Origin of the sequence: Pseudomonas sp. PA15(2017) (assembly GCF_001945395.1) — a bacterium.
GTDB lineage: Bacteria > Pseudomonadota > Gammaproteobacteria > Pseudomonadales > Pseudomonadaceae > Aquipseudomonas.
Genome location: NZ_MSXV01000002.1, coordinates 128,040 through 152,640, shown reverse-complemented (window position 1 = coordinate 152,640; position 24,601 = coordinate 128,040). Strand labels below are relative to the sequence as shown.

Here is a 24,601-nt window from a genome sequence, read left to right as displayed (position 1 = left end):
TTCTCTACTGCTCGAAGGGCTGGGTTTCTTCGCGAAAGGCGTCGAGGAAGGCGACCATCCGCGCGTGCCGCTGCCCGGCCAGGCGCGAACCGGTGGCAGTCTGGAAGCCGGCGGCCAGGCCCAGCAACTTGGTGTGGAAATGGTCCAGGGCGAAACGCTGGTCATCCAGTGGCCGCTGGCGTGCGTCGATATCCTCGGCATCGTACAGCGCGCTGCCCAGGCGACCGGAGACATGAAAACAGCGCGCCACGCCGATCAGGCCGATGGCGTCCAGGCGGTCGGCATCCTGCAGGATGCGCGCCTCCAGGCTGGTCGGCGTAATGGCGGCGGAGAAACTGTGCGCCTCGATGGCATGGCGCACGGCGGCGATGCGCTCGCTCGGCCAGCCGAGGCCTGCGAGCGCCTCGCCGGCGCGCGCAGCGGACAACCGCGAAGCGCTGGAGCGCAGCGGCGAATCCTTTTCCACCGCCACGCAGTCATGCAGCAGCACCGCCGCCAGCAGCAACTCCAGATCACCGCCCTCCTCGCGCTGCAAGCGCCGAACGTTGACCCACACCCGTTGCAGGTGCGACAGGTCATGGGCGCCATCGTCGGTAGACGGCGCGCAAGCGGCCAACAGCTGGCCAGCCAGCTTGGCGTATGGGGCGAAAGGATCCAGATTCATCGACAGGGCGCTAGGTGCGAAAGCCGCACCTTAGAGCCAGGCGCCAGCGCTCGCAAGCCTAGTGCATCAGGTTGCGACCCATTCGAGTTGCAGTGACGTGCAAAGCTATCGTCCCTGCGGGTCGGCTAGCTTGGCTGTCCAAGATCAGCCCGTACGGGTAGCACAGTGGCTGCGTTGCACCTCGGCAAAGATATCGATGATCGAGCGCTGCGGGTCGCGTTGGCGCAGCATTTCTACCTGCTGGCTTTGGCGCTGCAGCTCTTCACTGGGCTTGGCCCATTGTTCTTTGGGCAGGGGCTGTGACCAAGCTTGCAGGGTCTCGGGGATGTCTTGACGGTGTATGCGCTTGATCCGGCCAATTTCCCATTCGGTAAGGCGGAAGGGCAGCGTCCACAGGGTCATCACATGGTAGAGGTACCAGCCAAATACGTAGAACCCGCCCACCTCGCCTTCACTGTAGCGGCGGCGCATGCGTTCGCGGGCGTTGCGGAAGGTGTGAAGGCCTTCGTGAGGCGGGTCATCCGGGCCTTGCAGGTCGAGCGGGTCCTGAATTTCCTTGAGGCTGTGCACCTGATATTCCATATAGGCGCGGATCGCCTCCCAGTTGGCGATGGCCAGAGGTAGGCCGGCACAGGGAAACTCCAGGGAGAAGTCTTGGCCACTCTCGGCATGATGGAAACCTACGCCCATGGCGTACTGGCGCTGGATGCCGTACTGGGTGGCGCCCTGGGCTTGGATCACCCAGGCACTGAGCGACTCCCAGCGGACGAAGATCGGTTCGGTATGACCTTCTGGGACGAAGCAGACCTCGCGGCGTTGGCGGTTGAAACGGGTGGGGATGACCTTTTTGTATTTAGCATGATGCCGCCATGACCCGAATAGGAACATCAATATAAAGAAAATTGCAACAAGTGATACTACCGGAACCCCATGCTCAAAAACCCCAACGGCCATGTCTAGTGAGTCATTAAGCCCCCCCCCCAATAATGGAGTGCCCAGAAACATTAGTAGGGGGAATAAGACAGCGGACATGATCCAAATCGTAAACGGACCACCTAACTGGTACTGCCAGGCAAACACGTTGGGCAACCCAACCCCGAAATCCAGATAGGTATCGTTGACCTCGCCTACTGCATGAGCATAGTCCTGAGCCGGTTGGCCAGTGGGTAATGGCATGGGGGCTAGGTAGCTTACTAGGCCGCCAGGGAAGCTAACTATATCGCCTGCGCTATGTTTCTTATCCAGCTCAAGGGAGGGTGCATCCATGGGCTTATCATTTGGCATTGTCGGGTTCCGGCAGCAAAAATGGGTCGACCGACAGCAAGCTTGCAGCCTGGCCCTGTGGCGTGTGCTGGCTCGGGGCGTAGTCACCTTCCCGGTGCGGGGCAAGGCGGATCCTATGGTGCTCGGGCCGGTAGCGGCCTTGCTCGTCCAGCGTTTCGATCACGATTTCCAGCAGCAGCTCTTCATTGGGAATTCCCCCGGTAATGCCTGTCAAAGGCGCCGGTCGCGGTATGAGCAGCCTCAGGGGATCAGTGCCGGTAGGCAACAAGTCGTCAATGATCAGTTCGCTGATAGGCTGCCACTGTACTTGGGTATGCCCACGCTCGTAACGCACCGAGCGGATACGGTACGCAGCGAGGCTGAGGCGCGCGTTAGGGCGACCAGCCAGCGGCCTAGCCAGCGCCGCCTGGCTCAGCCCTGGCAGGGAAAGGGTGATTTCGCTGCTCGCAGGCGACATTAGCAAGTCGCGCCACCAACTGCCATGGCTGCCTTGCTCGACCCTTACTGCCGGTGCCTGCATCACTCCGAGCAAGCGTTGTTGATAGGTGGCCAGGCTGTAACTCTGCCGTTTGCTGGCATCACGGCTCCAAGGCGTGGTCAGCAGCCAGTTGTCGCGGGGCGACGTATTGTTGCGGTTGTACCACCAGGTACCGCCCAGCTCTAGGGCGGTAAACAGGGCGCCGGCGATATTGAAACGTAGGAACACACTAGAGAGTCGGGTGCCAGCTACTGCCCAAGCGGCACGTTTAGCTACAGGGCTAGAAGCCTGAATAACGCCGCGATAGGCATTAGCGGTGTGCAACGCACCATAGGCATTACTGGCTATCATTCCGCCAGAGCCGGCTAGCGCCATAGCTGCACCCTGCTGAGCCTGGGCATTACCACTACGTATTGCCCCCAGCCAATTACCATAGTGATCCTGGCTACTCATGATAGAGGCTACTGTACCTGTCAGGTAGCTAACGCCCCCTAAAAGTACATGCAGTTTACCCATCTGCACATGCACGGCCTCCAGTGCATGGTTCTGCAAGCCCTGCACCAGTTGCGCGCTACGTGCATTGAGGGCCGTATCGGCAATCGCCTGGGCGGCTGCAAAGCCTGCGGCACTGGTGGCGAACAGCGAGTTCACGAGTGGCCTCCACTTCCGCTCGTCTTTCGCTTGCGTGAGGATCTCACGCCAGGTCTGCACCAGATTGACCATCTGCGCCACGAATATGGCCAGCCCCACGCCATCCCCTAGCTTGTTGAAGTTGCGGGCAGTGCTGTAACCATTGCGCAGATTGCGCAGGCCACTCGCCACTTCCTGCAACTGGGCGGGCGGCAGGATAAGGGTGATACCGGCACGCCCTGGCGCCGCACCTGCAACGCGAACGTTGTTTTCTGGTAGTTCGGCAATCGGGCTAAGGGCTGCTGCCAGGCGCGGCTCAAGCGCATCGAGCTGGGTGCGGACGCGGCGAATATCGGCCAGCAGCGCCTGGGCACTGGGTGACTTATGCCCAGCGCTGGCTTTGACCCGCTTGCGCTCCTTGACCAGGCGACTCAGTTCCTGGCGGTTGTCGATTACCCCGCGCAGATCGCGTTGCAATACGGCTTTTTCCGCGTCACTGGCGAAGGTGAAGGTCAGTCCTGTGTGCTGCGCGGCATCGAGCAGGCGTGCGGGCATTACCTTGGGCAGCTTGCGGAACAGTGCGTCCAGTTCCGGCACCTTCTGTTGGCCTATCCCCTGGTAGAAGGCCTTCATGGCACTATTTATGCCCACTGTTAGGGCTGGGTCGAATGCGCCCTGGGCACTGGCCGCCGCGGCGCGGGTGGCCTCTGGCAGTTCGTCGAGCGCTGGCAGTTTACCTTGCTCAAGAGTCTTAAGTTTTTTCTTCCACTCGGCCAGAGCATTGAGTAAGGCGTAGCTTGCCACGCTGATTAGCGTGTATTGCACGGCCAGCGTGCTCTGCTCGTTCAGTGCCAGGGTATGGAACAGGGGGCGGTCGTACTGAGGATTTTCCTCGAGCCAGGCGTATAGCGCTTCGCTGGCTGTATCACTGCGGCAGATGTCCTTCAGGCAAGCGTATTGCGTGGCAAACGCCAGCCCGATTTGCTTGGCCTGTTGGGTGTCGTAGTACCAGGCTGCGCGGTGGAAACGATGCTCGATGACCATCTGCGTGCGGTCTGCGGTGATGCGGTCGAGCAATGCGTTCCAGCGCGACAGATTCGGCCGATTGTTTGCCAGGAAGGCGTCCATGGCGGGCCGGTCGATCAGGTCGTCGATGCCGCGCTGGCCGAACTTGGCACCACTCAGCATGTCCTTGACCCGCCCACGTTGTTCCTTCCTAAGGGCGATAAGGGCGTCGAGTTCGTTTTCGACGAATGCACGCTGAGCGCCAAGGTCGAGCAGTTTGGCCCGGGTGTAATAGCGCTCGGTAGCACGTGTTAACGTCAGCGGTAGGCCGAAGCCGACCGCGCCGGAGCGGCGGCTGGACAGCCGTATCGCATCCAGCTCTGCCTTGAGTTCTGCCGGGTGATCCCTGCTGTCGACAGGGGGATAGGGCTCGTTGTTGTTGAGAAAGGTTAGGACTGCACCGCGGCTCTGGGTGCGGTCTGGCTCGGGTAGTGCTTCCAGCTTGCTCAGCATGGCCTTTACGGCCGGTGATTCCGAGTGGCTGGATAGTTTGTCGAAATCAGTGTCGCTGATTTGCGAGAGCGACTCGATATAGCAGGCAATCACATAATCGCGCTCGTTGGCTCCCGGCTGTGCGCCGCCACCAATCCATTGCTCGATCCAGCCGACAACCTTGTCTTGGTAGTTGGCTAGGTCGCGCATTACGCCGATATCGTCGCGTAGTACCAGAAACAGTGCATTGTGCTCGTGCGCCGGGAGAATCTTCGCCGTCAGCTCACCTATCTGGGTATCGCGAAACAGCGGCGGGTTTTCCCAGGTGTAGGCTTGCTGCTCTTCGGGGTGGGGCTCACCTGCGCTGGTCGGCTGGCGCTGGTGTTCGGGAAAGGTCTGCTGGCCTTTTTCGTCGATATGTACCTTGTTCTGTACGATTTCTGCCAGCCACTTCTCAGCTTGCTGCCGGGTCAACAAGTGCGTGCCGCCTCGCTGCGGGTCTGCTTGGCGTAGGTCGACAGCCTGCATGAAGTGTTCGCGATCTTTTGGGCCTGCCAGAACCTGAGTGCATTTGCGTGCGGTCCACTGCAATTCCGAGTAGGCCACATATAGCTTGCTGCTTCTCGGGAAGATGAGATGTGGTTCGCCGACAGCACTACTGCGGACATCCGCACGGACTTCCATGCCCTTCCATAGCAGCTTGGTGATGGCCGCTCGCTCGATCCGATATTCGTGCAGGTAGCCCGTACTGCTGTCTATGGTGTAAAGAAAACCATCGCGAACCAGGCGTATGCCTAAAGGCCTGCTCTGCAAAGCGAAGGGCATCGTCAATTCGGTGGATGGATCGACTCGCTCGGTCAACCCATAGCGCAGGGGCAGCAGTTGCACCTTGGTCTTCATCAGTGGGCAGGTGCTGGTAGCGGAGCGGCTGTCACCGCACGATGCCGCATTTGCAGCAAGGTTTGCGTTGCCGCGAGGAGGTGTTTGCGCTGTCATGAGAGCGTCCCTTGTGCCTCTGTGGCGCGTTGCTCGGCCAAGCGAGCGGCCTGCTCCACCCGCTGACTAGGCGAAAGTGATGAGCGTTCGTTTAGCAGGTGTTCAAGGTCTGGGTGATTCTGCAAAGGCTGCTCGCCTAGAAATCCGAACACATTGGCGAAGAGCAATATCTCGCGCTCGGAGCACATGCCGTTTCGGTAGGCACGTTCGGCCAGGTCGCGTATGTGACGGACACGATCCCGGCCTTGGATATTGGTTTTGTAGTCGGGGAAGAAGGTGTCCAGGTGCTTGCCCACTGAAATGACGGTTTGGCGGAAACTCACCTCACTCAGCGCGTTCAGCTCCCTTTCGTTCAGACAATAGAGTTGCGAGTGATCCTGTTCAACCAGCGCACTGGTGCGTTGGTGAGTATGCCAAACCCCATCCAGCGAATCAGGCGTGCATATCCGGTCAAATGGGCCGAACAGCGTGGGCGTGCCTACTGCAAATAAATGATGGGCGACAGACGGGTCTGCTAGGCGTAGGAGAGCAGTTTCACCGTTTTGAACATTGACCTGCCGTAGCCAACGAAGGTGTTGCAAGGCTTCGTCGAAGCCTGCATCGCTGAAAGCCAAGTATCCCCATTCCTGGCTAACGTTATCGAGGAAAACACGCACTAGCGGATCATGCGGACCTCGTAATGTGATTAAGCAGGGTGAAAGATCAATCAACTCCTGCAATTCGGTGCCCAAATACAGTGGTTCGAAGATAGGGTTTTCCGACCACTGATATAGTTTTTGGGGCAAGGCTTCCACGCTGACGGCATCAAGCAGCAGGTAGCTGTTCTTTTTCCAGGGTAGATCGCTAGGCAGCGCTGGCATTGCTAGCTCATGCATTGTTAGCCTCCTTTTTGGCGGCTTCACAGATGGCGCATAACGGTTTTTTCTGTAGTAGCGCTTGTCGCTGCGCGGGTATCAACAGCTTCCCTGCCTTATCCGCATCCGCCTGCCTCAGCGGCCCCGGCAGTATCGGTGCCGCGCCGGTGCCACTGCCCGCACTGCCCCCCGAGTTGATGTTGACCACCGCCCCGCTGAGGGTGACGCCGCCGCCATCGATCTTGATAAAGCTGCCGCCGGCCTTGAGGGTCAGTTCGCTACCGGCTTCGAGCACGACCTTCAGGCCGCTGCTGAGGTGGATTTCCTGGCCGGCTTCGATGAACTGGCCGGTGCCGATCTGCACGTGCTGGTTCACGCCCACGGTGAGGTGGTCGTCGGCACGTGCCTCGACCTTGCGGTCGGCATGCACGGTGTGGTGCTCTTCGGCCTTGAATTCGCTGTAGCTGTTTTGCTCGACGGTGTCGTGGCGCTCGTTGCCGACGCGAATCTTCTGGTTGTTCTGGACGTTCTCGTCCCAGTCGCGCTGGGCGTGCAGGTAGATCTGTTCCTGGCCTTTCCTGTCTTCGATGCGCAGCTCGTTGTAGCCGCTGCCGCCGGGTGAGCTCAGGGTCTTGAAGGTGCTGCGGGTCTTGTTGGCGGGTAGGTCGTAGGGAGCGACGTTTTCCTTGTGGTACAGGCAGCCGGTGATCAGCGGCTGGTCGGGGTCTCCTTCGAGGAAGGTGACCAGCACTTCCATGCCGATGCGTGGGATGGCGATACCACCGTACTGAGCACCCGCCCAGGCGCTGGACACGCGCAGCCAGCAGCTGGTCTTGTCGTCGGCCTGGCCCTCACGGTCCCAGTGGAACTGCACTTTGACGCGGCCGTACTCGTCGCAGTGGATCTCTTCGCCTTTCGGTCCTGTGACCACAGCGCTCTGACTACCGAGCAGGCGCGGTTTGGGATGCTTCAGGGTCGGGCGGTTGGGTACGTCCCAGGGGGTGGCCTTGAAGCGGTTACGGTAGCCCTGGTGGAAGTCGTCCTTCAGGTCGGTGGTATCGCTGGTGATCGACTCTTCAAGCACCTGGGGTTGCTTGCCCTCATGGAGGATTTCGGTGAGCAGCCACAGGTCATTCCATTTGGCCTTGGGGTGCCCGGTCAGGGCGAGGAAATGACCGCTGACCAAGAGTGGCTGATCGCTTTTACCTTCAGCCAGCTGGTAGTCGCTGCGGTGACGTTCGAGTGCCCGTTTGGCCAAGTGCTTGCCGCGCTCACGGTCCATGAAACGGCCGGGGTAGTCATAATCTTCGAGGTCGGGCAAAGCATCGCCACGGTGCTCGCTTTCCAGCTTCAGGCGCGGTTTTTCGAAATCGTAATCGCGGCGGGTCGTGCGGCTGGTGCGGGTTTCCAGGCGCAGATCGAAGCGCTTGATGACCGGGTCATTGGCGACCATGCCGGAGTCCTGCTGGTAGGCCACGGGCGCCAGTTTCGGAAACACCGTCTGGTCATCGCCAAAGACCAGCTTGTGGGCCGTGCTGCTGTGCTGGAAGTGGTAGTGGAGCCCTTCTTCCTCGCACAGTCGCTGGATGAACTGCAGGTCCGATTCATCGTACTGAACGCAGTAAACGCGCTCGGGATAAACCGACCCGGCTTTGAATTCGTAGGCGTCGCGTTGGATGCCATGCTCTTCGAGCACCTGGCCGATGATGGCCGGCACATTGAGGTTCTGGAAGATGCGCTGGTTGATGCGGTGGGCCAGATAGGCGAGCTGCGGGCGCAGGGTGACCGCGTAACGGGTCAAGCGCTTGCCGGATTCACCTTGGGCAACACGGTAAAGCAGGCCATGAATGCCGCTGCCATCTGGGCAAAGCTGCAGGAACGCCGGTTTGTGCAGCAGGGTTTCAAGGTCCAGGGCAGATTGCTCGCTGACCAGTTCCACGTCGAAGGCGAACGGTTCACTGATGGCTTCACGCCCGGTGAGCGTGAACACCTGCAAGTCGGTCGACAGGCCTTCTACGGTCAGGCTGAAGTGCGTCTGGTTGGCTGGCGCGAACATCCGATGTTCCTCGTGCAGTGCTGCGGCCACCGCCGATCCCTGTCAGGGACGGCCACTGGCATTCTGGATAAGCGTAAACAGCACCGGCCAGCTGGGCTGGCCGGTGCTGAACAGTCGGTTGGCTTAGCCAGCGACTGGGGAGCGCCAATCATCGGAGCCCGAAGTACCGGAGACTTCGTGGGTCCAGGTGATTTTGCGATAGGTGAAGTGCACGTCTTCCAGGTGGGTGAAGTGAGCGTTGGACGGGTCCTGGCAGTTGTGCATGTAGTCCTTGATGTCGACGATGATCGCGTCTTCAAGTTTGGTGGTGTAGTAGTGCTCTTGGGTACCCTGAGCCGAGGTGCGGAACCACTGGATTTCGATGCTGGTCATGCGCTCGCCGGAGGTCAGGGCAGCCAGCAGCAGCGGCGATGCCTTGTCGAATACCTTGGTAATCACAACAGGCTTGTGCACGCGCTGACCGGTCGGCTGGCCCGACTGCGGGTCACGCGGGATGATCACTTCGTGGCTGAAGCCTTGAACCATGACCTGGTCTTCGTGGCCTTCCTGATAGGTGTTGCCAACCGAGTCGGCGGTGAATGCGCCGGCAGTGATCAGGCCTTGTTTCTCGCCAGTGATGGACATGTACGCTGGTGTTGCCATGGGATGCTCTCCTTGCTTAATCAGTTGAAGTGCCCGGGCTGAATCGCCGTAAGGGTGATAACTCCCTATACAAGCCGCATGCCTGATTTAAAAATAACAATAACTATCAACGACTTAGGAAATAAACGAGGGAGCATTTCTCCAAACTACTGACGACGGTCCGGAAAAGTGCGCAAGAAGTTGCGCAGCACTGTGCAACTTCTTGCGCAGTGCCTGGAACGGCATGGCACGCAAAGGACTGGGTAGGTTTTCAACAGGTTTATCCACAGCTCGGTGCGCAACTTCTTGCACATGAGGGCTCAGTGGCCTGAGCAGCAGTTACACGTGTGCGGAGCTGAGTGAGCAATGCAGGATGCAAGAGCGGCTTATGGCCCTATAAATCGTGTTCCTCGACCATCCTCGCGCTGCTGGCATCCAGCGCGTAGGCGGCGTCTGCCAAGTCGTTGCTGACGGGCTCGATCTTCAGCGTGCCATTGACCCAAAGCGGCTCGTAGATGTCGTCGAGGGCGATGCCCTTGGGATAGCGCACCAGTACCAGTTGATTCGGCGGCGGTGGTGGCACGTGGATGCAGGCGCCGGGGTATGGCACCAGGAAGAACAGCGTGCTGCGCCCGGCGTTGTCGGTTTCCAGCGGCACCGGGTAGCCACCGAGGCGGACGGTCTTGCCGTTCATGCTCGACACGGTCTTGGCCGAATACATGACGGCGGGCAGGCCCTTTTCCTGCTGCTTCAAACCGCCCTTGCTATCGAACGACCCGGCAGCTTCGGGGCCGTTGTGGACGATTTCCGGCATCTGCTCGAGCGCACGCTGATCCTCTTCGGGCATCAGGTCGAGCCAGTCGGTTTCGGGAAGTTCAGCGCGGGCGAGGCCGCTCAGCAACAGCAGGGCCAATAACAGGTAACGCATCGACGGGACTCACATGATGACAATGGGAGGTAGCCGGGCGTCGATGCGTCAGGTTACCGGTTCAACGCTTCTTGGTGATCATGCCGAAGATCACCAGCAGGATGATCGCACCGACGACCGCGCCGATGAAACCCGCCGCTTCGCCCGCTTCGTAGATGCCCAGCGCCTGGCCACCATAGGTCGCGGCGATGGAGCCGCCGATGCCCAGCAGGATGGTCATGATCCAGCCCATGCTGTCATCACCCGGCTTGAGGAAACGGGCTACCAGGCCCACGATCAGGCCGATGAAAATTGTGCCGATAATACCCATGACGCCCTCCAGAAATGAAAAAGGCGCCGCACGAATGCGGCGCCCTTCATCAGACGGAAGCGGTGCCGGAGAGGTTCAACCTCCTCAGCCGAGGTCGATCAGCGCCTGCACCTCGGCGATGCGGCTGTCGAGGGTCGCCCGATTCGCGCAACGCAGGGTGGCGTGACCGACCTTGCGACCGGCCTTGAACGCCTTGCCGTAGTGATGCAGGTGGCAATCGTCGATGGCAGCAACCTTATCCACAGCCGGTACGCTGCCGATGAAGTTGAGCATGGCGCTCTCGCCCACCTTGGCAGTCGAGCCCAGCGGCAGGCCGGCGACGGCGCGCAGGTGGTTCTCGAACTGGCTGCACTCGGCGCCTTCGATGGTCCAGTGCCCGGAATTGTGCACGCGCGGGGCGATCTCATTGGCCTTCAGGCCGCCGTCGACCTCGAAGAACTCGAAGGCCAGCACGCCGACATAGTCGAGCTGCTTCAGCACACGGCCAACGTAATCTTCGGCCAGCGCCTGCAGCGGGTGCGCGGTGCTGGCGATCGACAGGCTGAGAATGCCGCTGTCGTGGGTGTTGTGCACCAGCGGGTAGAAGCGCGTTTCGCCATCGCGGCCGCGCACGGCGACCAGCGACACCTCACCGGTGAACGGCACGAAGCCTTCGAGGATGCACGGCACGCTGCCCAGCTCGGCAAAGGCGCCGGCCACGTCCTCAGGCTTGCGCAGAACCTTCTGGCCCTTGCCGTCATAGCCCAGGGTGCGGGTCTTCATCACCGCCGGCAGGCCGATGCTGGCAGCTGCCGCATCGAGATCGGCCTGGGACTGGATGTCGGCGAACTCGGGCGTCGGGATGCCAAGGTCTTTGAACATCGACTTTTCGAACCAGCGATCACGGGCGATGCGCAGCGATTCGGCGCTCGGGTAGACCGGCACGAACTGCGACAGGAAGGCGACGGTTTCCGCCGGCACGCTCTCGAACTCGAACGTCACCAGGTCGACCTCGTCAGCCAGCTGGCGCAGGTGATCCTGGTCGCCGTAATCGGCGCGGATGTGCTCGCCCAGGGCTTGCGCACAGGCGTCCGGCGCAGGGTCGAGAAACGCGAACTTCATCCCCAGCGGAGTGCCAGCCAGGGCCAACATGCGGCCGAGCTGACCGCCACCGATTACGCCAATCTTCATCACTGCGCCCTCGGGTCCGGGTTTTCCAGCACGGTATTGGTCTGCTCGTCGCGGAACTGCTTGAGCGCCGTGTGGAACTGCGGGTGCTGGTGACCGAGGATGCTCGCCGCCAACAGCGCGGCGTTGATGGCGCCAGCCTTGCCGATGGCCAGGGTGGCGACTGGGATACCGACCGGCATCTGCACGATGGACAGCAGCGAGTCGACGCCCGAGAGCATGGACGACTGTACCGGCACACCGAGCACCGGCAGGTGGGTCTTGGCGGCGCACATGCCTGGCAGGTGGGCAGCGCCACCGGCACCGGCAATGATCACCTGGATGCCACGGCCCTCGGCTTCTTCGGCGTACTGGAACAGCAGGTCCGGGGTGCGGTGGGCGGAGACCACCTTCACCTCGTTGGGGATACCCAGCTTGTCGAGCATCTCGACGGTATGGCTCAGGGTGCTCCAGTCGGATTTGGAACCCATGATCACGCCAACCAGTGCGCTCATCGTCGTGCCTCTCTACGTCTCGGGCGCAGGGCGCCATGTCGATTGATCGGGCGCTTGGCGCCGCGGCAGAAACAACAAACCACGCGGGAGGCGTGGTTTGCGGAAACCGGTAATTATACTGCAGTCGCGCCCAAATCGATAACCGACCGCCTGTCGGCCGGTGGCGGCCGGCGCCCTGCAGTTGTCCTGGAGCAATACCCGGCCCCGCCAGCCTTCGCATACTGCGGCTCTCATCGAGGAGGATCGCGCCATGCAGCAGACCATGAAAGCAGCCGTCGTCCATGCCTTCGGCGAGCCATTGCGGCTCGAAGAGGTGAAGGTTCCCCTGCCCGGCCCTGGGCAGATACTGGTGAAGATCGAGGCGGCAGGCGTCTGCCATACCGACCTGCACGCCGCCGACGGTGACTGGCCGGTAAAGCCCAGCCTGCCATTCATTCCAGGCCATGAAGGGGTCGGCTACGTTGCCGCGGTCGGTGCCGGCGTGACCCGGGTGCGCGAAGGCGACCGGGTCGGCGTGCCCTGGCTGTACACCGCCTGCGGCTGCTGCGAACACTGTCTGACCGGCTGGGAAACCCTCTGCGCCGACCAGCAGAACACCGGTTACTCGGTCAACGGCAGCTACGCCGAATACGTGCTGGCCGATCCCAGCTATGTGGGCATCCTGCCGAAGAACGTCGAGTTCGCCGAGATCGCGCCGATCCTCTGCGCCGGCGTTACCGTCTACAAAGGCCTGAAGGTGACGGGTGCCCGACCCGGCCAGTGGGTGGCGATTTCCGGCATCGGCGGCCTCGGTCACGTGGCGGTGCAGTACGCCCGTGCCATGGGCCTGCACGTGGCCGCCATCGACGTGGACGACGCCAAGCTGGCCCTGGCCAGAAAGCTCGGCGCCAGCCTGACCATCAATGCCCGCCAGGAAGACCCGGCCGAGGTGGTTCAGCGCGACATCGGGGGCGCCCACGGCGTGCTGGTCACCGCGGTGTCGAACAGCGCCTTCGGCCAGGCCATCGGCATGGCCCGCCGGGGCGGCACCGTCGCCCTCGTGGGGCTGCCGCCGGGCGACTTCCCGACACCGATCTTCGATGTGGTGCTCAAGGCCATCAGCATCACCGGCTCCATCGTTGGCACCCGCGCCGATCTGCAGGAGGCGCTGGACTTCGCCGGCGAAGGGCTGGTCAAGGCGACCATCCACCGTGACCGGCTGGACAACGTCAACGGCGTGCTCGAGCAAATGCGCGCCGGGCAGATCGAAGGCCGGGTGGTGATGCAGTTCTGAGCCTGGCGCCTGACAGTGCGGAACGGGTGCACAGTGCCCGCTGTCAGACGCCGTTAGACTCAGCTTCATTACCCACCAAAGGACCACGCCATGACACGGCTGTCGCTGCTTTTCGCCTCAACCTTCCTGACCTTCAACGCCAGCGCCCTGGAGCTGGCGAAGTACCCCAAGGCCTTCGTCGCCGACAAGGGCATCAATGTCGTGCTGGCCCCCAGCAGCGACGAGAAACAGGCCCTGGTACGGATCAGCGGCATCAACCACCCGCTGGATGAAGTGGTGTTGCTGACCGACGTCAAACCGCGCAGCCAGGACGAAAGCGACTACGCCACCACTCTCGACGGCAGCGCCTACGTGCTGATCGGCCAGCGCCAGGAATGGGGTGGCGAGTCCTACCAACTTTACCTGCCGGGCAACCGCGAGCCGCTGTACCTGAGCTTCGATGACAAGGCCAGCAAGGCGGCCAAACCGGCCGAGCTGCTGGCACTGTACGAGAAGCAGAAAAAGGATGGCGTGCAGGACAAGCTGGCCAAGTTCGACCGCGAGAAGCGCCAGCAGTACAACGTCGAACGCCTGCAGCAGATGGATGCCGAGGCCTCGACCAGCTGCGGCACCACCCTGAAGACCAACGTCAACTGGCAGGGCCTGGACGAGCAACTGCTCAAGGAGCTGAGCATTTCCGGCTACTGCGGCGAGGTGGTCAATCAGATGAACAACCTGTGCAGCAGCTCGCCGGAGTTCAAGAAACAGGCCGCCAAGCTGAACACCGTCGAGTGCAACTTCGGCAAGGAAATGAAGATCCGCGAACAGGGCAATCGCATCCAGTTCACCACCGAGCGCGACGCTGCCAACCAGGGTGATTTCATCAACGCCTTTCTGCGTAATCGCTGATCCACACCAGGGGGCGGCCTTCAGTGCCGCCCCTTCTCATTCGGAAATCCGAACGCCAGACGCTCGAAAAACCGAGTATCCGACCGCAACGCCTGCTCCGGGCATCGGTTCGAAAAGAAAATAATCTTTAGATTCATAGAGTTGCGCTATAAAAATGCTAGCATCGCGGCCTGGCACACATCCTGCTACTTGCAAAGCAGGAAAGCGATAGCCCTTCCACAAGGAGGCACGTACCCCAGCGTACGTCCTCAATAACAACAACACCGAGGAACCGACCCATGCGTATCGTCCCCCGCGTACTGGCTGCAGCCATTGCCGCCACCCTGATGTCCAGCCCGGTCTTCGCCGCCGAATTGACCGGCACCCTGAAGAAGATCAAGGATTCGGGCACCATCACCCTGGGCCACCGCGACTCGTCCATCCCCTTCTCCTATTACGGTGACACCTCCAAGCAGCCGGTCGGCTACTCCCATGACCTGCAACTGAAAGTCGTCGAAGAGCTGAAGAAAGAGCTGGAGCTGCCTGACCTGAAGGTTCGCTACAACCTGGTGACCTCCCAGACCCGCATCCCGCTGGTGCAGAACGGCACCGTGGACCTGGAGTGCGGCTCCACCACCAACAACGTCGAGCGTCAGCGTCAGGTCGACTTCTCCGTCGGCATCTTCGAGGTGGGCACCCGCCTGCTGACCAAGACCAGCAGCGGCGTCAACGACTTCGAAGACCTCAAGGGCAAGAACGTGGTGACCACCGCCGGCACCACGTCCGAGCGCCTGCTCAAGTCCATGAACGCCGAGAAGAAGATGGGCATGAACGTGATTTCCGCCAAGGATCACGGCGAGTCCTTCCTGATGCTCGAGTCCAACCGCGCCGTGGCCTTCATGATGGATGACGCCCTGCTGGCCGGCGAAATGGCCAAGGCCAAGAAGCCGGATGACTGGCACGTGGTCGGCACCCCGCAGTCCTTCGAAATCTACGGCTGCATGGTTCGCAAAGGCGACGAAGGCTTCAAGAAGGTGGTCGACAAGGCCATCAGCGATACCTTCGCTTCGGGCGAAATCAACGACATCTACAACAAGTGGTTCCAGCAGCCGGTTCCGCCAAAAGGCCTGAACCTCAACTTCCCCATGAGCGACCAGCTGAAGAAGCTGATCGCCGAGCCGACCGACAAGTCTGTAGAGCAGATCTGACGGTGTGATGCCGCGCCCCTTTCACGAGAAGGGGCGTAGGGGGACCGGAGGGGCCGCAGGCCTCTCCATCCATTTCCTGACGAAGCCGAAAACCGTTCGCTCACGCGGATGCGGGTGACTGCTGCCCGCCGTCGGGCTTCGCTGCGTTAACCCACCTGAGGGGAAACCCGTAATGAACTACAACTGGGACTGGGGCATCTTCTTCAAGTCCACCGGCATCGGCGATGAGATCTACCTGGAGTGGTTCATCACCGGCCTGGGCTGGACCATCGCCATCGCCCTGGTCGGCTGGCTGATCGCCCTGTCGCTCGGCTCGCTGCTCGGTGTGATGCGCACCGTACCGAACCGCCTGATCTCCGGGATCGCCACCGCCTACGTGGAGATCTTCCGTAACGTACCGCTGCTGGTGCAGCTGTTCCTCTGGTACTTCCTGGTGCCGGATCTGCTGCCAGAACCACTGGAGCTGTGGTTCAAGCAGGACCTCAACCCAGCCACCTCGGCCTATCTGTCGGTCGTGGTCTGTCTCGGCCTGTTCACCGCCGCCCGCGTCTGCGAGCAGGTGCGCACCGGTATCGAAGCACTGCCCAAGGGCCAGACCGCCGCGGCTTACGCCATGGGCTTTCGCCTGCCGCAGATCTACCGCAACGTGCTGCTGCCCCAGGCCTATCGGATCATCATTCCGCCATTGACCAGCGAGTTCCTGAACATCTTCAAGAACTCCTCGGTGGCCTCGCTGATCGGCCTCATGGAGCTGCTCGCGCAGACCAAGCAGACCGCCGAGTTCAGCGCCAACCTGTTCGAAGCCTTCACCCTGGCGACGCTAATCTACTTCACCCTGAACATGAGCCTGATGATGATCATGCGCATGGTCGAGCGTAAGGTCGCCGTGCCGGGTCTGATCTCCGTGGGAGGCAAATGATGGACTTCAGTCAGATCATTCCCGCTCTGCCAGGCCTCTGGGAAGGCATGGCCATGACCCTGCAACTGATGGTCATGGGCGTCATCGGTGGCGTGATTCTCGGTACGCTGCTGGCGCTGATGCGTCTGTCGAGCAACGTGCTGCTGTCCAAACTGGCGGCCACTTACGTCAACTACTTCCGCTCGATCCCGCTGCTGCTGGTGATCACCTGGTTCTACTTCGCGGTGCCGTTCATCCTGCGCTGGATCACCGGTGAAGACACGCCCGTGGGCGCATTCGCGTCCTGCCTGGTGGCGTTCATCATGTTCGAGGCGGCGTACTTCTGCGAAATCGTCCGTGCCGGCATTCAGTCCATTCCCAAGGGCCAGATGGGCGCTGCCCAGGCGCTGGGCATGAGCTACGGCCAGACCATGCGCCTGATCATCCTGCCCCAGGCATTTCGCAAGATGACCCCGCTGCTGCTGCAGCAGAGCATCATCCTGTTCCAGGACACCTCGCTGGTCTACACCGTCGGCCTGATGGACTTCCTTAATGCTGCCCGCTCGCGCGGCGACATTCTGGGCCAACCCCATGAATTCCTGATCTTCGCCGGCCTGGTCTACTTCACCATCAGCTTCGCTGCCTCGCAGCTGGTCAAGCTCCTGCAAAAAAGGTTAGCCGTATGATTTCCATCAAGAACGTCAACAAGTGGTATGGGGACTTCCAGGTGCTGACCGACTGCACCACGGACGTCAAGAAAGGCGAAGTGGTCGTGGTCTGCGGGCCGTCCGGCTCGGGCAAGTCGACCCTGATCAAGTGCGTCAACGCGCTGGAGCCCTTCCAGAAGGGTGACATCGTGGTCGACGGCACCTCGATTGCCGACAAGAAGACCAACCTGCCGAAACTGCGCTCGCGCGTCGGCATGGTGTTCCAGCACTTCGAGCTGTTCCCGCACCTGACCATCACCGAGAACCTGACCATCGCGCAGATCAAGGTGCTCGGCCGCAGCAAGGATGAAGCCACCAAGAAAGGCCTGCAGCTGCTCGACCGCGTCGGCCTCTCGGAGCACGCCCACAAGCACCCGGGTCAGCTCTCCGGCGGTCAGCAGCAGCGCGTGGCGATTGCTCGCGCCCTGGCCATGGATCCGATCGTCATGCTGTTCGACGAACCGACCTCGGCGCTCGACCCGGAAATGGTCAACGAAGTGCTCGACGTGATGGTGCAACTGGCCCACGAAGGCATGACCATGATGTGCGTGACCCACGAGATGGGCTTCGCCCGCAAGGTCGCCGACCGGGTGATCTTCATGGACGCCGGCAAGATCGTCGAAGACTGCCCCAAGGAAGAGTTCTTCGGCGACATCAGCGCCCGCTCCGAGCGTGCCCAGCAGTTCCTTGCCAAGATCCTCCAGCATTGATGTGCCTTGCAGGGCCGGCACACGCGCTTCGCCGGCCCTGCAGCGGGTAACCGCCCCACAACTGGCCAGCCCGGGAGGACTGTGATGCAATGCGCGCCTGTCAGTCTCCCTGGGGTGCCGCCCGCCTTGGCCGCCAAACCGCGCTACGTCCGCCACCTGTCGCTGACCCTGCTGATGCTCGCCCTGGTGGCCGCCTGTGGCTACGCCGGCTACTACCTCAGCGAGAAAGCCGGTATCCGCAGCCTGGTCGAAAGCGGTGAGCGCCAGCTCGAGCTCAATGCCCGGGCGGTGGAAAGCGAGATCAACAAATACACCTACCTGCCCAGCCTGCTGGAGCTCGAGTCCAACGTCAGCCGTCTGCTGCTGACCCCCGACGCCTACCGGCGCCAGCGCGTCAACGACTACCTCGAAGGTCTCAACCAGCGCAGCGGCAGCCTGGCCATCTACGTGATGGACACCGACGGCCGCGTACTGGCCACCAGCAACTGGCGCCAGGCGGACAGCTACCTGGGCGAGGACCTGTCCTTTCGCGCCTATTTCCAGGATGCCATGCTGGGTGAACAAGGCCGCTTCTATGGCATCGGCAGCACCACCGGCGAGCCGGGCTATTACCTGTCCCATGGGCTCAAGGCCAACGGCCGGATCATTGGCGTAGCAGTGGTCAAGGTGCGCCTCGACCCACTGGAGCAGCGCTGGCAACGGGCGCGCCTGGAAGCCTACGTCAGCGACGAGAACGGCATCATCATCCTCTCCAGCGACCCGATGCGCCGGCTCAAGGCGGTGCGCCCGCTCAATGCCGAGACCAAGGAGCGCCTGGCGCGCAGCCTGCAGTATCACTGGTCGTCGCTCGACGAACTGATCCCCCTGGCGCGCAAGCCGCTGGACACCGGGGTCGAGCAGGTCAGCTTCGCCGGACACAACGGCCAGGATGCCAGCGAGGTGACCCACTATCTCGCCCAGAGCCGCCCCTTGGAAGACACGCCGTGGCACCTGACCCTGCTCAGCCCGCTACAGGATCTGCGTCGTGAAGCCGTCAGCCACGGTATGTTGGCCGCCGCCGCCTTCGCCCTGCTGGCCTTCCTGCTGATCGCCTGGAACGAGCGGCGCAAGGTGATCGCCACCCGCCTGGCTGCCCGTGAAGCCCTGCAACTGGCCAATAGCGAGCTGGAACGCAGGATCACCGAGCGAACCGCCGACCTGCGCGCCAGCAACGACCGCCTCAAGGCGCAGATTCGCGAGCGCCGCCAGGCCGAGGAAACCCTGCGCCTGGCCCAGGACGAGCTGGTGCAGGCTGGCAAGCTGGCGGTCATCGGGCAGATGTCCACCAGCATCGCCCATGAGCTCAACCAGCCCCTGGCGGCGCTGCGCACGCTATCCGGCAACACCGTGCGTTTCCTGTCCCGCGGCGCCTACGACGTGGCCACCACCAACCTGCAGACCATCAACGAACTGGTCGACCGCATGGGCAAGATTACTGGCAGCCTGCGCGCCTTCGCCCGCCGCTCCAACGATGGCGGCGAAGCCAGCCTGGCCAAGGCCGTGGACGCGGCATTGCAGGTGGTGCAGCCGCGCCTGGAACGCACGCCGCTGATCATTCACCACCAGTTCGCCGACGCCCGGCTGGCGATCAATCAGACCCGCTTGGAGCAGATTCTCGTCAACCTGATCGCCAACGCCGCCGATGCGATGAGTGCCCAGGCCGATCGCCAACTGTGGCTGCAGGGCAGCGTCGAGGGCGAGCGCTACCGTCTGCGCGTGGTCGACAACGGCCCCGGCATCGCCCCCGAAGACCGCACCCACCTGTTCGAACCTTTCTTCACCACCAAGCCTGGCGAGCAGGGCCTCGGGCTTGGTCTCACGCTGTCCGCCAGCCTCGCCGCAGCCGCCGGCGGCAGCCTCAGCGCCGACCACCCGCCCCAGGGCGGTACCGCTTTCGAACTCAACCTGCGCCAGGTTGCCGCTGTCATGGAGACACCCGATGAATGATGACCTCACCGTGCTGATCGTCGAGGACGACCCCCACGTACTGCTCGGCTGCCAACAGGCCCTGGCGCTGGAGGACATTCCCTGCGAAGGCGTGGGCAGTGCCGAAGAGGCCCTGCAGCGCATCGACGCGGACTTCGCCGGCATCGTCATCAGCGATATTCGCCTGCCCGGTATGGACGGCCTGCAACTGCTCGGCGAACTCAAGCGCCGCGATCCCAGCCTACCCGTGGTGCTGATCACCGGCCACGGCGACATCGGCATGGCGGTCGGCGCCATGCGCGATGGCGCCTATGACTTCATGGAAAAACCCTTCTCGCCAGAGCGCCTGGTCGACGTCGCCCGCCGTGCGCTGGAGCAGCGCAGCCTGGCCCGCGAGGTGTCGTCGCTGCGCCGCCAGCTGGCCGGCAAGCAGGCCCTGGAACATCGCCTGATCGGCCGTTCGCCGGCCATGCAGCAGTTGCGCGAACTGATCGCCAACGTCGCCGACACCTCGGCCAACGTGCTGATCGAAGGCGAAACCGGCACCGGCAAGGAGCTGGTCGCGCGCTGCCTGCACGACTTCAGTCGGCGGCAGAACAAGGCCTTCGTGGCGCTGAACTGCGGCGGCTTGCCGGAGAACCTGTTCGAGAGCGAAATCTTCGGCCACGAAGCCCACGCCTTCACTGGCGCCGGCAAGCGACGCATCGGCAAGATCGAGCACGCCAACGGCGGCAGCCTGTTTCTCGACGAAATCGAAAGCATGCCGCTCAACCTGCAGATCAAGCTGCTACGCGTGCTGCAGGAGCACAGCCTGGAGCGTCTGGGCTCGAATCAGCCGGTTGCCGTGGATTGCCGGGTGATCGCCGCCACCAAGGCCGACCTCGACGAGGCCGGCAAAAGCGGGCAGTTTCGCAGCGACCTGTATTACCGCCTCAACGTGGTGACCCTCGAGCTGCCGCCGTTGCGCGAGCGTCGCGAGGACATTGCCCTGCTGTTCGAGCACTTCCTGCAGCTCTCGGCCCTGCGCTTCGACCGCGCCGCCCCGGAGCTGGATCGTCACACCCTGGCGGCCCTGTTGGCCCACGACTGGCCCGGTAACGTGCGCGAACTGCGCAACGTCGCCGAACGCTTCGCCCTCGGCCTGCCGGCTTTCAAGAAGAGCGGTGCCAACGAAGGCAATGCCGCCACCTTCGCCGAAGCCGTGGAAGCGTTCGAACGCAACCTGCTGGTCGACGCCCTCGAACAGCACGCCGGTAACCTCAGCCAGGCCGCCCAGGCCCTCGGCATGGCCAAGACCACGCTGTTCGACAAGGTGAAGAAGTACGGGCTGGGGTGAGACGTAAGCCGAGCGGTGGCGCGGCTCGTCGAATCACGATTGTGTATCCAGGCACTGTGGGAACAATAGAGGGTTGATCCCGCCGCTCTAGCTTTCGTCGCGCCCCACGCCGCCTTCGAGCTTGCGCCACAACAGCCGCACCGCCGCCTTGCGCGACATGCTCCAGCGGTACAGGCGAATCTCCAGCGGGATGTGCCAATGCTCCTTGCCGCACACCACCAGTTCGCCACGCGCCAGTTCGGCGTTCATCGACAGGCGTGGTACCCAGGCCACGCCCAGGCCTTGCAGGGCCATGGCCTTGAGGCTGTCGGCCATGGCCGTTTCATGCACGGTGGTGGAACGCAGGGCGCGCTGACGCAACAGCAGGTTCACCGACCGGCCCAGGTAGGTGCCGGCGCTGTAGGCCAGCAGCGGCACGCTCTGCCCGGCGTCCAGGTCGAACAGCGGTGCGCCCTGCTCGTCCACGGCGCACACCGGCAGCATCTCGCTGACGCCCAGGGGCAGCGACGGGAAGAGATCGGGGGCCAGTTGCACGGCGGCGTCCTGATCGTGGTAGGCGAGGATCAGGTCGCAGGTGCCTTCACGCAGCGAGTGCACCGCCTCGCCGACGTTGGTTGCCACCAGTCGGGTGGTCAGCGGCAAGCCGTCACGACGCAGGCGGGCGATCCACTCCGGGAAGAAACCGAACACCAGGGAGTGGGCCGCGGCGATCTGCAGCGCCTCGCCCTGTTGCCCTTCCAGATGATGCAGGTGGCGCACCACCTCGCCGAGCTGTTCGACCATGCTGCGCGCGGTGAGCAGGAACAGCTGGCCAGACTCGGTCAGCTCGATCGGCGTACGTGAGCGGTTGACCAGGGTCAGGCCAAGCGCCGCCTCCAGGCTCTGGATGCGCCGGCTGAAGGCTGGCTGGGTCACAAAGCGCTTTTGCGCCGCGGCGGAAAAGCTGCGGGTGGCGGCCAGGGTGACGAAGTCTTCCAGCCATTTGGTTTCCAGGTTCATGGGCGTCCTCGACTCGCGCAGCACAATGCACACGTTTGGTGCAAAGAATTGGTCACGACCGCATTATGCCGATTACGCATACCCCAGCAAACAACAGCATTGGTCGCTCACCACCCGAAAGCCTTATTCTTTGGCCCATCGCGGTATCTTCCGCCTTACCAAGAGAATCGAGACATCATGTCCGCTGCTGCATCGTTCCGCGTCGAAAAAGACCTGCTCGGCACCCTCGAAGTCCCGGCAGAAGCCTACTACGGCATCCAGACCCTGCGTGCGCTGAACAACTTCCGCCTGTCCGGCGTGCCCCTGGCCCACTACCCGAAACTGGTCGTGGCGCTGGCCATGGTCAAGCAGGCCGCCGCCGACGCCAACCGTGAGCTGGGCCATCTGCCCGCCGAAAAACACGCGGCAATCAGCGAGGCCTGCGCACGCATCATCCGCGGTGATTTCCACGAGCAGTTCGTGGTGGACATGATTCAGGGCGGTGCCGGCACCTCGACCAACATGAACGCCAACGAGGTGATCGCCAACATCGCCCTGGAAGCCATGGGTCATGCCAAGGGTGAATACAAGCACCTGCACCCGAACAACGACGTGAACATGGCGCAGTCGACCAACGACGCGTACCCGACCGCCATTCGCCTGGGCTTGCTGCTCGGCCACGACACCCTGCTGGCCAGCCTGGACAGCCTGATCCAGTCGTTCGCGGCCAAGGGTGAGGAATTCGCCCATGTACTGAAGATGGGCCGCACCCAGCTGCAAGATGCCGTGCCGATGACCCTCGGCCAGGAATTCCGCGCCTTCGCCACCACCCTGGGTGAAGACCTGGCACGCCTGCGCAGCCTGGCACCGGAGCTGCTGACCGAAGTGAACCTGGGCGGCACGGCCATCGGCACCGGCATCAACGCCGACCCGGGCTACCAGAACCTGGCCGTGCAGCGCCTGGCGCTGATCAGCGGCCAGCCACTGGTGCCGGCTGCCGACCTGATCGAAGCCACCTCCGACATGGGCGCCTTCGTGCTGTTCTCCGGCATGCTCAAGCGCACCGCGGTGAAGCTGTCGAAAATCTGCAACGACCTGCGTCTGCTGTCCAGCGGCCCGCGCACCGGCATCAACGAGATCAACCTGCCGGCACGCCAGCCGGGCAGCTCGATCATGCCGGGCAAGGTCAACCCGGTGATCCCGGAGGCGGTCAACCAGGTGGCCTTCGAAATCATCGGCAATGACCTGGCGCTGACCATGGCAGCCGAAGGCGGCCAACTGCAGCTCAACGTCATGGAGCCGCTGATCGCCTACAAGATCTTCGACTCGATCCGCCTGCTGCAGCGCGCCATGGACATGCTGCGCGAGCACTGCATCAACGGCATTACCGCCAATGAAGCTCATTGCCGCGCACTGATGGAAAACTCCATCGGCCTGATCACCGCACTCAACCCCTACATCGGCTACGAGAACTCCACCCGCATCGCCAAGGAAGCCCTGGTCAGCGGCCGCGGCGTGCTGGAGCTGGTACGTGAAGAGAAGCTGCTGGACGACAGCACCCTGGCCGAGATCCTGCGCCCGGAAAACATGATCGCCCCGCACCAGCTCAAGCCCCTGACCCCACCGGTCAAAGAGGCCGTCGAGCAACAGCGCTAAGCGTTGCCAGACCCGAAGCCCCGTACCGTTCAGCGGTACGGGGCTTCGCTTTATTCAAGGACCGATTGCCGTTTGCCCGCGCGCAGGCTAAAAGGGCGGCAGTCCTAATAAAGAGAAGTCGCCCCATGACCGTCAAAACCGCGTGGCTGCTGTGCCTGCTGTCCCTTTCAGGTGCCGTCGCACTCCCCGCCCAGGCCGAATTGCCGGCCGGCTACCAGGTCGTGTTACAAACGGAAAACTTTCCGCCGTTCAACATGGCGGACAACGACAAGAACTTCGCCCGCGATGCCAACATCCAGGGCGTCAGCACCACCATCGTGCGCGAAATGTTCAAACGCGCCGGCATCGACTACACCCTGACCCTGCGCTTCCCGTGGAGCCGGGTCTACGACGCCACCCTGGCCAACGCCAACCACGGCCTGTTCTCCACCTCGATGAACGAGGCGCGTCGCCCGCTGTTCAAGTGGGTCGGCCCGATCGCCAAGGTCGAGCGCGTGCTGCTCGCCGCCCCCGGCTCCAACATCCCCAACCTGACCAGCCTCGAACAGGCGCGCCAGTACCGCATTGGCAGCTACAAGGACAGCGCCGCAGCCCAGGCTCTGGAAAAGGCCGGGCTGGAGCCGAACAACGCACTGCGTGACCAGGAAAACATCGCCAAACTCACCGGCGGCAAGATCGACCTGTGGGGCACCACCGATCCGGTCTGGCGCTACCAGGCACGCCAGGCGGGCGTCACCGGCCTGCGCAACGTGCTGACCTTCGACCGCGCCGACCTCTACCTGGCGCTCAACCTCGACACGCCGGACGAAGTCGTCTCGCGCCTGCAGCAGGCGCTGGACCAGATGAAGACCGAGGGCTACGGCACCTGCAACAAGCACCCGGAGCTGTGCTGATCGCGGCACCTCGACGGCTCGCCTGACGCTCTGCGTTACGACGGCGAGCGCCCCTGTCCGTTGAAAGCCCCTGACCGGTTCACAGTCTGGGGCTCTGCTGGTAACGACTCGTTGCCGTTTGCACGGCGGCA

General features: G+C 62.5%; 21 protein-coding genes. 10 read left to right on the top strand and 11 right to left on the bottom strand.

Going from position 1 to position 24,601, the window contains the following annotated elements:
* Positions 1-4: 4 nt before the first annotated feature.
* The 10 genes from BVH03_RS01040 to purE form a co-directional block, all read right to left on the bottom strand.
* The gene (locus BVH03_RS01040; protein WP_075959457.1) at positions 5-664 is read right to left on the bottom strand and encodes an HD domain-containing protein; all 660 of its coding nucleotides are present in this window, start codon (positions 662-664) and stop codon (positions 5-7) included.
* A 144-nt stretch (positions 665-808) separates the two neighbouring features.
* Entirely contained in the window at positions 809-1,930 is a 1,122-nt protein-coding gene (locus BVH03_RS01035) for a hypothetical protein (protein WP_256574587.1), read from the bottom strand.
* 7 nt (positions 1,931-1,937) lie between these two features.
* Positions 1,938-5,453, bottom strand: a complete 3,516-nt coding sequence (locus BVH03_RS01030) for a toxin VasX (RefSeq protein ID WP_177344879.1) — start codon at positions 5,451-5,453, stop codon at positions 1,938-1,940.
* Positions 5,454-5,545: 92 nt separating this feature from the next.
* Positions 5,546-6,424: a DUF4123 domain-containing protein gene (locus BVH03_RS01025; protein ID WP_075959455.1), complete on the bottom strand. Its 879-nt coding sequence runs from the start codon at positions 6,422-6,424 to the stop codon at positions 5,546-5,548.
* Positions 6,417-8,459, bottom strand: coding sequence for a type VI secretion system tip protein TssI/VgrG (gene tssI / locus BVH03_RS01020; protein ID WP_075959454.1), 2,043 nt, complete (start codon positions 8,457-8,459; stop codon positions 6,417-6,419). Before tssI ends, BVH03_RS01025 begins: the two co-directional genes overlap by 8 nt.
* 123 nt (positions 8,460-8,582) lie before the next feature.
* Positions 8,583-9,101 carry an Hcp family type VI secretion system effector gene (locus BVH03_RS01015; RefSeq protein WP_075959453.1) on the bottom strand — a complete coding sequence of 173 codons (519 nt, stop codon included), beginning with the start codon at positions 9,099-9,101 and terminating at the stop codon, positions 8,583-8,585.
* Between the two features lie 373 nt (positions 9,102-9,474).
* Positions 9,475-10,008: a DUF3299 domain-containing protein gene (locus tag BVH03_RS01010; protein WP_075959452.1), complete on the bottom strand. Its 534-nt coding sequence runs from the start codon at positions 10,006-10,008 to the stop codon at positions 9,475-9,477.
* A gap of 61 nt (positions 10,009-10,069) precedes the next feature.
* A complete protein-coding gene (locus tag BVH03_RS01005; RefSeq protein WP_075959451.1) occupies positions 10,070-10,318 on the bottom strand; it encodes a GlsB/YeaQ/YmgE family stress response membrane protein in 249 nt (82 codons plus the stop codon).
* Positions 10,319-10,402: 84 nt separating this feature from the next.
* Positions 10,403-11,488 carry a 5-(carboxyamino)imidazole ribonucleotide synthase gene (locus BVH03_RS01000; RefSeq protein WP_075959450.1) on the bottom strand — a complete coding sequence of 362 codons (1,086 nt, stop codon included), beginning with the start codon at positions 11,486-11,488 and terminating at the stop codon, positions 10,403-10,405.
* A complete protein-coding gene (gene purE / locus BVH03_RS00995) occupies positions 11,488-11,979 on the bottom strand; it encodes a 5-(carboxyamino)imidazole ribonucleotide mutase (RefSeq protein WP_075959449.1) in 492 nt (163 codons plus the stop codon). Before purE ends, BVH03_RS01000 begins: the two co-directional genes overlap by 1 nt.
* 250 nt (positions 11,980-12,229) lie before the next feature.
* Between purE and adhP the strand changes: the two genes are divergently transcribed.
* The 8 genes from adhP (at position 12,230) to BVH03_RS00955 (ending at position 20,943) form a co-directional block, all read left to right on the top strand.
* Positions 12,230-13,252 carry an alcohol dehydrogenase AdhP gene (gene adhP, locus BVH03_RS00990; protein ID WP_075959448.1) on the top strand — a complete coding sequence of 341 codons (1,023 nt, stop codon included), beginning with the start codon at positions 12,230-12,232 and terminating at the stop codon, positions 13,250-13,252.
* Between the two features lie 90 nt (positions 13,253-13,342).
* The gene (locus BVH03_RS00985) at positions 13,343-14,140 is read left to right on the top strand and encodes a hypothetical protein (RefSeq protein ID WP_075959447.1); all 798 of its coding nucleotides are present in this window, start codon (positions 13,343-13,345) and stop codon (positions 14,138-14,140) included.
* Positions 14,141-14,418: 278 nt separating this feature from the next.
* Positions 14,419-15,327, top strand: coding sequence for a glutamate/aspartate ABC transporter substrate-binding protein (locus BVH03_RS00980; RefSeq protein WP_075959446.1), 909 nt, complete (start codon positions 14,419-14,421; stop codon positions 15,325-15,327).
* Positions 15,328-15,499: 172 nt separating this feature from the next.
* Positions 15,500-16,246, top strand: a complete 747-nt coding sequence (locus tag BVH03_RS00975; protein WP_075928901.1) for an amino acid ABC transporter permease — start codon at positions 15,500-15,502, stop codon at positions 16,244-16,246.
* Positions 16,243-16,911, top strand: coding sequence for an amino acid ABC transporter permease (locus BVH03_RS00970; RefSeq protein ID WP_177344592.1), 669 nt, complete (start codon positions 16,243-16,245; stop codon positions 16,909-16,911). The genes BVH03_RS00975 and BVH03_RS00970 overlap by 4 nt, the downstream gene beginning before the upstream one ends.
* Complete coding sequence (locus tag BVH03_RS00965; RefSeq protein WP_075959445.1) at positions 16,908-17,642, top strand: amino acid ABC transporter ATP-binding protein; 735 nt, start codon at positions 16,908-16,910, stop codon at positions 17,640-17,642. The genes BVH03_RS00970 and BVH03_RS00965 overlap by 4 nt, the downstream gene beginning before the upstream one ends.
* An 84-nt stretch (positions 17,643-17,726) precedes the next feature.
* On the top strand, positions 17,727-19,628 hold the full coding sequence (locus BVH03_RS00960; protein ID WP_075959444.1) for an ATP-binding protein: 1,902 nt from the start codon (positions 17,727-17,729) through the stop codon (positions 19,626-19,628).
* On the top strand, positions 19,621-20,943 hold the full coding sequence (locus BVH03_RS00955; RefSeq protein ID WP_075959443.1) for a sigma-54 dependent transcriptional regulator: 1,323 nt from the start codon (positions 19,621-19,623) through the stop codon (positions 20,941-20,943). The genes BVH03_RS00960 and BVH03_RS00955 overlap by 8 nt, the downstream gene beginning before the upstream one ends.
* Positions 20,944-21,030: 87 nt before the next feature.
* Here BVH03_RS00955 and BVH03_RS00950 read toward each other — a convergent pair whose 3' ends face one another.
* Positions 21,031-21,942, bottom strand: coding sequence for a LysR substrate-binding domain-containing protein (locus tag BVH03_RS00950; protein WP_075959442.1), 912 nt, complete (start codon positions 21,940-21,942; stop codon positions 21,031-21,033).
* A 177-nt stretch (positions 21,943-22,119) separates the two neighbouring features.
* Here BVH03_RS00950 and aspA point away from each other — a divergent pair, with 177 nt between their 5' ends.
* Both aspA and BVH03_RS00940 read left to right on the top strand, forming a co-directional pair.
* A complete protein-coding gene (aspA, locus tag BVH03_RS00945; protein ID WP_075959441.1) occupies positions 22,120-23,577 on the top strand; it encodes an aspartate ammonia-lyase in 1,458 nt (485 codons plus the stop codon).
* 125 nt (positions 23,578-23,702) lie between these two features.
* Positions 23,703-24,470, top strand: a complete 768-nt coding sequence (locus BVH03_RS00940; protein ID WP_075959440.1) for an ABC transporter substrate-binding protein — start codon at positions 23,703-23,705, stop codon at positions 24,468-24,470.
* Positions 24,471-24,601: the final 131 nt, after the last annotated feature.

What these genes read in the sequence shown, in the direction of transcription:
- BVH03_RS00955 (WP_075959443.1), top strand. Translation starts at nt 19,621, where the DNA reads ATGAATGATGACCTCACCGTGCTGATCGTCGAGGACGACCCCCACGTA.
- BVH03_RS00985 (WP_075959447.1), top strand. Translation starts at nt 13,343, where the DNA reads ATGACACGGCTGTCGCTGCTTTTCGCCTCAACCTTCCTGACCTTCAAC.
- BVH03_RS00960 (WP_075959444.1), top strand. Translation starts at nt 17,727, where the DNA reads ATGCAATGCGCGCCTGTCAGTCTCCCTGGGGTGCCGCCCGCCTTGGCC.
- BVH03_RS01025 (WP_075959455.1), bottom strand. Translation starts at nt 6,424, where the DNA reads ATGCATGAGCTAGCAATGCCAGCGCTGCCTAGCGATCTACCCTGGAAA.
- BVH03_RS00980 (WP_075959446.1), top strand. Translation starts at nt 14,419, where the DNA reads ATGCGTATCGTCCCCCGCGTACTGGCTGCAGCCATTGCCGCCACCCTG.
- BVH03_RS00950 (WP_075959442.1), bottom strand. Translation starts at nt 21,942, where the DNA reads ATGAACCTGGAAACCAAATGGCTGGAAGACTTCGTCACCCTGGCCGCC.
- BVH03_RS01040 (WP_075959457.1), bottom strand. Translation starts at nt 664, where the DNA reads ATGAATCTGGATCCTTTCGCCCCATACGCCAAGCTGGCTGGCCAGCTG.
- BVH03_RS00940 (WP_075959440.1), top strand. Translation starts at nt 23,703, where the DNA reads ATGACCGTCAAAACCGCGTGGCTGCTGTGCCTGCTGTCCCTTTCAGGT.
- aspA (WP_075959441.1), top strand. Translation starts at nt 22,120, where the DNA reads ATGTCCGCTGCTGCATCGTTCCGCGTCGAAAAAGACCTGCTCGGCACC.
- BVH03_RS00970 (WP_177344592.1), top strand. Translation starts at nt 16,243, where the DNA reads ATGATGGACTTCAGTCAGATCATTCCCGCTCTGCCAGGCCTCTGGGAA.
- BVH03_RS00965 (WP_075959445.1), top strand. Translation starts at nt 16,908, where the DNA reads ATGATTTCCATCAAGAACGTCAACAAGTGGTATGGGGACTTCCAGGTG.
- BVH03_RS01005 (WP_075959451.1), bottom strand. Translation starts at nt 10,318, where the DNA reads ATGGGTATTATCGGCACAATTTTCATCGGCCTGATCGTGGGCCTGGTA.
- adhP (WP_075959448.1), top strand. Translation starts at nt 12,230, where the DNA reads ATGCAGCAGACCATGAAAGCAGCCGTCGTCCATGCCTTCGGCGAGCCA.
- BVH03_RS01015 (WP_075959453.1), bottom strand. Translation starts at nt 9,101, where the DNA reads ATGGCAACACCAGCGTACATGTCCATCACTGGCGAGAAACAAGGCCTG.
- BVH03_RS01030 (WP_177344879.1), bottom strand. Translation starts at nt 5,453, where the DNA reads ATGAAGACCAAGGTGCAACTGCTGCCCCTGCGCTATGGGTTGACCGAG.
- BVH03_RS01010 (WP_075959452.1), bottom strand. Translation starts at nt 10,008, where the DNA reads ATGCGTTACCTGTTATTGGCCCTGCTGTTGCTGAGCGGCCTCGCCCGC.
- BVH03_RS01035 (WP_256574587.1), bottom strand. Translation starts at nt 1,930, where the DNA reads ATGGATGCACCCTCCCTTGAGCTGGATAAGAAACATAGCGCAGGCGAT.
- purE (WP_075959449.1), bottom strand. Translation starts at nt 11,979, where the DNA reads ATGAGCGCACTGGTTGGCGTGATCATGGGTTCCAAATCCGACTGGAGC.
- tssI (WP_075959454.1), bottom strand. Translation starts at nt 8,459, where the DNA reads ATGTTCGCGCCAGCCAACCAGACGCACTTCAGCCTGACCGTAGAAGGC.
- BVH03_RS01000 (WP_075959450.1), bottom strand. Translation starts at nt 11,488, where the DNA reads ATGAAGATTGGCGTAATCGGTGGCGGTCAGCTCGGCCGCATGTTGGCC.
- BVH03_RS00975 (WP_075928901.1), top strand. Translation starts at nt 15,500, where the DNA reads ATGAACTACAACTGGGACTGGGGCATCTTCTTCAAGTCCACCGGCATC.